Source organism: Proteus myxofaciens ATCC 19692, assembly GCF_001654855.1.
Taxonomy (GTDB): Bacteria; Pseudomonadota; Gammaproteobacteria; order Enterobacterales; family Enterobacteriaceae; genus Proteus; species Proteus myxofaciens.
The window spans coordinates 1-7,579 of the sequence record NZ_LXEN01000006.1 but is presented as its reverse complement, the minus strand read 5'-3'; the positions used below and the strand labels follow the sequence as shown (position 1 = coordinate 7,579).

The 7,579-nt window shown below is 30.9% G+C and carries 4 protein-coding genes; 1 reads left to right on the top strand and 3 read right to left on the bottom strand.

What is annotated here, in order from left to right:
- The 3 genes from M983_RS00655 to M983_RS00645 form a co-directional block, all read right to left on the bottom strand.
- Positions 1–1,931: fimbria/pilus outer membrane usher protein (locus tag M983_RS00655; RefSeq protein ID WP_066745484.1), on the bottom strand; the 1,931-nt coding region annotated here is incomplete at its 3' end.
- On the bottom strand, positions 1,924–2,628 hold the full coding sequence (locus M983_RS00650) for a fimbrial biogenesis chaperone (RefSeq protein ID WP_066745482.1): 705 nt from the start codon (positions 2,626–2,628) through the stop codon (positions 1,924–1,926). The genes M983_RS00650 and M983_RS00655, both read right to left, overlap by 8 nt.
- 93 nt (positions 2,629–2,721) lie before the next feature.
- On the bottom strand, positions 2,722–3,285 hold the full coding sequence (locus M983_RS00645; protein WP_066745480.1) for a fimbrial protein: 564 nt from the start codon (positions 3,283–3,285) through the stop codon (positions 2,722–2,724).
- Positions 3,286–3,817: 532 nt separating this feature from the next.
- Here M983_RS00645 and hrpA point away from each other — a divergent pair.
- The coding region (gene hrpA / locus M983_RS00640) for an ATP-dependent RNA helicase HrpA (RefSeq protein ID WP_066745478.1) at positions 3,818–7,579 on the top strand (3,762 nt) is incomplete at its 3' end.

Genomic DNA, 7,579 nt, shown 5'->3' with positions numbered 1-7,579 from the left:
GCAAAAGTATTTCCTAACTGAGGAGCGAAGGTGATACCATCTTGATGTAAAACTAAGGAACCATTGACTCCTACTCTTAGATGATAGTTATCATTAGGTAACTGAGTTCCATTGAGATAATAAGATTGATACTTTCCTCGATATTGTGTATTTATTGAAGTAGTATAATAATCATTATTTCCTCCAAAATTACGTTGATAATTAATAGAATATCCTAATTTATTGTTATCTAAAATATTCCCGCCTAGTGTTGTATTGTTTATATAATCCTTATTGTTTGAATGGTAAGAAAATTGATTATTTATCCAATGATAAGTGTTGTTTTTTCTTGTTAATGGAATGTAAAAATTTAAAGAAAAATGATTACCATTATAAAAGTTTTCTTTCTTATATTGATATTTAACACTATAGTTTATTTTTTTTATAGAGGATGAAAGTGAAGTACCTATCGTAAATCTATTTTTCCCATTTAAAAAGTCTTTATGATGATAGTTGATAGAAAATAAACCTAAATATTTAATTGGCTGAAATATAGAAAAAGAGTAATAATTTCTAATATTATAATTTTTTTTACCTTCATGAGCGCTATATTTATCTTTTGTAGATTGATAATATGCAGAAGATAAGTTTAAAGATGTTTTAGTATCAGCCCATCTTTTGGAGTAACGGAATTGATACTTAAGTAGATTTCTTGTTTTAAAATAGCTAATATCAGTTGCTAACCCACCAAAACGACCTAGATCCAAAGTAAATCCTGAAAAATAAGTATCAGTGTTTAAATTTTTTCTTATTGCACTATAAGCGGTTATTTTTTGATTTATACCGTAAGAAAATTCTCCAAGGAAAAAAATAGGCTTAATATTTTGAGTGTCATTATGATGATATTTATTATCAGAATAACCTGAAATGAAATTGTATTGATATTTTCCCTTTTTTAATTGATTTGGCATTGAAGTAAAATAATGTATACTTTTTCTAATACGTCCATCAGCCTCTTTTATTTCTAATTCTAATTCATTGCTTCCTATGGTTGATAAATCTTTTAAAATAAAAGGGCCTGGTGGGACAATAGTTTCATAAATTATCCTTCCTTGTTGTTTTACTTTAATTTCAGCTTGAGTCTCTGCAATATCTTCTATGGTAGGACTTGCTCTATAGATATCATTACCTGATAACAAATCACTCGATATAACTTGTATAGCAATGAGTTTATCCGTTGATAGCATTCTACTCACAGGGGTGAATCTACCTCCATAAAAAGTCGCTGAAATTCCATGTAGCTGGCGATAAGCGTATAATGAATGTAATTTAAACTGATTATATTTATTTGTGTGGGCGTAATGACTATGACTACGTACCCTCCATGCCCCTAAATTTACACCTGAATTTAAATTAACCTTCTGCTCAATTTGGCTATTTTTTTTATACTTTCCAAAATATGAATATGTGCTAAATAGGGCAGGTATACCATCATCCCAGAGCAATTGGCTAGGTAATATATTTTTTTTATCGCTAAATGCCTTTTGTGGAATAGTTAAATATAATGATTGTGTGAAAAAACTATAATTAAAATCAATTAAATAATCACTTAATAAAAAATCAGAATTTAAATCTAGAGGGATATCATAGAAAGAAGGGTTGATATTTAAGTGAATTAAATCATTAAGATTGAATTTTGGTGTTAGTTTGTTATTTTTATTTTCATAATAGAAAATAGCTGTATCTTTTTTTTGATTGTTAATATAAATATGTGTAGAGTAATAACCATTGGGGTTTTTATTACCTAATAAATCCTCAATGGTCTTATTGTCAATATTTGATAATGCTTTTTGATATACAGGATGTATATTAATTTCAGCAAAAACAAAAAAAGGGTATATGTTCAATGTCAGTGCTAAAGATGCTTTAAATATTATTTTTATTTTATTCATTAATTAAATCCTTTGGTGTTCCTGTTATGATTTCACCATATTCATTTTTTCTTTTCCAATATACTTTTTTATTTTTAATGTTTGTTGTTTTTTTGTTATTTATTATATGGTTTTTGTACGGTGGTATTGTTGTTGCTTTATCTAGAATATTAATGTTATCTATAGTTATATCTTCTATAGTAATAAAATAAGGCATTGGGTTTTTTACTTTAATGATACTCTTACCATCAGTAAAAAAATCAACTTCAATATTTTTATCATCGTCATTTTTTAGTATATTTAAAGGTGTATAAAAAAGATTATATATAGAGTTTAAAGAGATAAGAAGAATATTTTTATTAATTATTTTATCATCTACGATAGGAACTAGTTTTATATTTACTCTATACACAGACTCTTTGTTTATTTCTTTTACATCCTCTGTTTTTACAATTTTCAATGTGAATTTTTCATTTGGCGAAAGTTTGATTAAGCTAGGGACAATAATAAAAGGTGCTTCACTATTGTCTTCTTTGTTATAGTTTGACACCCAACTCTGAACAATATATTTTTTATGCTCATCCTTGTTTTTAATATGGAATAAGACTTCCTTGTCATTTTCTTTATAAAAAAACTTATCCTGACTCACTTGAATAGATGCATAAGATGAAGATATAAAAAGGATTGATATTATATAAACTATGATATTTTTAAACATATTAATTTTTAATAATTTATTTGGTGATTTGTTTTATTTAGGAATAAAAAGCCGAGTTATCGGCTTTTTATTATTTTAAATGAAAATTAGCGATCACTCATAGAGTGAAATATCATCATTAATATAAGCTTTAAATGTCAGATTAGATACAATTTGACCTGGTTTGATTGCTTCATTTTCTGGTTTTTTATAATTTGCTTTCAATATAAATTCAGCATTACCATTAACAACTTCTTTCTTCATGGTAAGATTACTTTTTTTATTTAATAGAATTGGATAATTCTCTTCATCAAATAATTGAATTGACACATTACTTGCATCATCATTTTTGTTGATATTTTTTAAATCAGGAGTAGCTTCTTCATTAAGAACAATAGATATTTCATTATATACGTCAGAATTAGTACAGTTAGAAAATTTAATACTAAACTCTTTTGCATTAGCTTGAGAAATATCCTCATCGTAAACATCATCTAATGAAATTGGTGCAATATTTTCAAGTGTACAGGTTGGGTCTTTTTTTAATACTTTACCCTGAATAGAAATAGTTTTCTCATTTAAAATAAGATGATCATGAACCAGTTCACTTAGAGCAATAGCTTGATTTGATAAAGACATAGTAGAAAGAATTAGTAGTGAAAATAATGATTTTTTCATTTTAAAATCCATTTTAAAAATTAATAAAGATATATGATATAAAATAACTCATGATTAAGAGCAAGAGGATAATATTAATTTATATCTTTTTTTACAAATTTTATTTCTGTAAAAAGGCTATTTATTAGTTGAATAATAAACATATTAATCTTTTGTAATAAAAAAAATAATCTTAAAATTCAACTCAAAGAAGATTGACAGAATATTTATCTTTTTAACTTAATTAGCAAAAAAAATAAATGGTGATTTTTATAAAATCGAGCTTAAAATCACTATATCAAAAAATAATTTTAATTATAGATTATATTTTATAATTACTTTTTATTAATAATTGTAGCAATTTTTGCTTGTGATGGTTTATGTGATTAGTTTGAATATTTATCATCAGAATGACTTCTTCAGTTAAAATAAATTGTATATTAAAAATTTATATACTAAGAAAATTAACCAAGCCTTTATGTGCCAATACCTTGTTGTGATATCATAAACACAATAGATTTGATTAAAATAACATCAAAAAGGACAGTAAAAGGTGGCATTATCATCTGCAATGCTCTACTCAGAAATAGAGCAATTATCATTGCGAGATCAGCAACGATTACGTAAGCGATTGAGAGGCGTAGCAAAAATAAGTAATGAGCAGTCTAAACAAGCGGTATTAACGGCTATTAAGCAAGATATTACTACAGCACAGCAAGTGATAGCGAACCGTCGAATTAATTGCCCTGAAATTATTTATCCTGAAAATTTGCCTGTTAGTCAGAAAAAAGAAGCAATTTATAATGCAATAAGAGATAACCAAGTTGTTATTATTGCCGGTGAAACGGGATCGGGTAAAACGACTCAAATTCCTAAGATCTGCCTTGAGTTAGGTCGAGGAATTAAAGGATATATAGGGCATACACAACCACGCCGTTTAGCAGCACGTTCTGTTGCTGAGCGTATTGCCCATGAATTAAAAAGTACGTTAGGTGAAACTGTAGGTTATAAAGTCCGTTTTAGTGATCATGTTGGCGATAACACACTCGTTAAATTAATGACCGATGGTATTTTATTAGCAGAATTACAACAAGATAAATTACTCCTGCAATACGATACAATTATTATTGATGAAGCCCATGAACGTAGTTTAAATATCGATTTTATCTTAGGCTATTTAAAACAACTTCTACCTAAACGTCCTGATCTTAAAGTGATCATTACCTCTGCGACTATCGATCCTGAACGCTTTTCTAAACACTTTAATCAAGCGCCAATTATTGAAGTTTCAGGTAGAACTTACCCTGTAGAGGTAAGATATCGACCTATTGGTGGTGATGAGGTTGATACTGATAAGGATATGACTGATGGTATTGTAGATGCTATTGACGAATTAGGTCGTGAAAGTGCCGGTGATATTCTTATTTTTATGAGCGGAGAACGAGAAATAAGAGATACTGCTGAAGCACTTAACAAATTAGAACTTCGTCATACCGAAGTATTACCTTTATTTGCCAGACTTTCTAATAGTGAACAAAATCGAATCTTCCAATCCCATAGTGGCAGAAGAATAATTCTTGCAACTAACGTTGCGGAAACATCTTTAACTGTACCTGGTATTAAGTATGTTATTGATACGGGATATGCTCGTATTAGTCGATATAGCTATAGAACCAAAGTACAACGTTTACCGATTGAGCCTATTTCTCAGGCATCAGCTAATCAACGAAAAGGGCGTTGTGGACGTGTTTCTGATGGTATTTGTATTCGTCTTTATTCAGAAGATGATTATATTTCTCGCCCTGAATTTACCGATCCTGAAATATTAAGAACCAACCTTGCTTCTGTTATTCTTCAAATGACATCAATAGGCTTAGGTGATATTAGTGGCTTTCCATTTGTGCAACCACCTGATAAGCGTAATATACAAGACGGTGTTCGTTTATTAGACGAATTAGGGGCATTACATGAGGGCACAGATAATAAAGGTGCCTATCGTTTAACCCCTATGGGTAAACAACTTGCACAACTTCCTATTGACCCTCGTTTAGCAAGAATGGTTCTTGAAGCTCGTAAATATAGTGCAGTAAGAGAATTAATGGTTATTACTGCCGCGCTGTCTATTCAAGACCCACGTGAAAGGCCTATTGATAAGCAACAGGCTTCCGATGAAAAACATAAAAGATTTCAAGATAAAGATTCAGATTTTCTTTCATTCTTAAATTTATGGGATTATTTAAAGACACAGCAAAAAGAATTGAGTCATTCTCAATTTAGAAAAATGTGTCGCCAAGAGTTTTTAAATTTTATGCGCCTAAGAGAATGGCAAGATGTTTACACTCAATTACGGCAAGTGATTAAAGAACTTGGTTTTGCAATCAATAGTGAACCTGCTGATTTTCGTAGTGTCCATGTTTCTTTATTAAGTGGATTACTTTCACATATTGGCCAAAAAGATACTGATAAACAAGAATTCACAGGTGCAAGAAATGCACGATTTTCTATTTATCCTGGTTCTGCATTATTTAAAAAACCACCGAAATGGACAATGGTTGCCGAATTAGTAGAAACATCTCGTTTATGGGGAAGAGTAGCAGCACGTATTGAACCAGAATGGATAGAGCCTATTGCTGGCCATTTAGTCAAGCATCATTATAGTGAACCGCATTGGTCTAAAGCACAAGGTGCTGTTATGGCGAGTGAAAAAGTGACGTTATATGGGTTACCTATTGTGGCTTCTCGCTTAATTAATTATGGCAGTATTGATCCTTTATTATGTCGTGAGCTTTTTATTCGGCATGCTCTTGTTGAAGGTGATTGGCAAACTCGTCATGCATTTTTCCGTGAAAATTTAAAATTACGTACTGAAGTTGAAGAGTTAGAACATAAATCCCGTCGTCGCGATATATTGGTGGATGATGAAACTTTATTTGCATTCTATGATACACACCTTCCACAAGATATTATCTCTTCGCGTCATTTTGATAAATGGTGGAAAGACACTCAACGTACATCACCTGATTTATTAAGCTTTGAAAAAAACATGCTAATTAAGGATGATGCAAAAAGAGTGAGTGCATTAGATTATCCTAACTCTTGGCAACAAGATAATTTAAAGCTACGTTTAAGCTATCAATTTGAACCAGGTACTGCGGCTGATGGTGTAACCGTTCATATTCCATTAGCTATTTTAAATCAGGTAAAAAATGAAGGTTTTGATTGGCAAATACCAGGTATTCGTCATGAGCTAATTGTGGCTTTAATTAAATCATTACCAAAACCTATACGCCGTAATTTTGTTCCTGCACCAAATTATGCAAGTGCATTTTTAGAGAGAGTAACTAAACCTGAAGGTGAATTACTCGATAAACTTGAAAAAGAACTACGTCGAATGACAGGGGTAACAATTGAAAGAGAGAGCTGGCAGCTAGAGCAAGTTGCAGACCATCTTAAAATGACTTTCCGTGTTGTTGGTGACAAAAATAAAACACTAGCAGAAAGTAAAGATCTCAATAAATTAAAAGAGAACTTAAAGGAAAAAGTGCAAGAAACGTTATCTGCTGTTGCTGATGATGGAATAGAACAACAAGATTTGCATATTTGGAGTTTTGGCGATTTACCACAGCGCTATGAGCAGAAAAGAGGAGGATATTCAGTAAAAGCTTATCCTGCTCTTGTTGATGAAAAAAATAGTGTGGGAATTAAATTATTTGAAACTGAGTCTGAACAGCAAGCCTCAATGTGGCAGGGGATAAGACGATTATTACTATTAAATATTCCATCGCCAATAAAATATCTCCATGAAAAATTACCTAACAAAGCAAAATTAGGTCTTTACTTTAACCCTTATGGTAAAGTTTTAGAATTAATTGACGATTGTATTGCTTGTGGCATTGATAAACTGATTGCCTCTTATGGTGGAATAATATGGCAAGAAGAACAATATCAAAAACTGCAAGAATATGTCAGAGCTGAGTTAAATGACGCTGTAGTAGAAATCGCTAAGCAAGTTGAAGCGATATTAACGCAAGTTTTTGCTATCAACAAACGCCTAAAAGGGCGAGTAGATATTAGTGTGGCATTTGCATTATCCGATATTAAAGCGCAACTTAGCGCCTTAGTTTTTCCTGGTTTTGTTACATCTCATGGCTGGAAACGTCTGGCTGATATTCCTCGCTATTTAAGTGCAATTGAAAAACGAATGGAAAAACTCGCTATTGATCCAAATCGCGATCGTGCACAAATGAGTCGTATAGAGAATGTGACACAGCAATGGCAACAATGGTTAGGTAAATTAACTGATAAACAAAAACAA

What these genes read in the sequence shown, in the direction of transcription:
- M983_RS00650 (WP_066745482.1), bottom strand. Translation starts at nt 2,628, where the DNA reads ATGTTTAAAAATATCATAGTTTATATAATATCAATCCTTTTTATATCT.
- M983_RS00645 (WP_066745480.1), bottom strand. Translation starts at nt 3,285, where the DNA reads ATGAAAAAATCATTATTTTCACTACTAATTCTTTCTACTATGTCTTTA.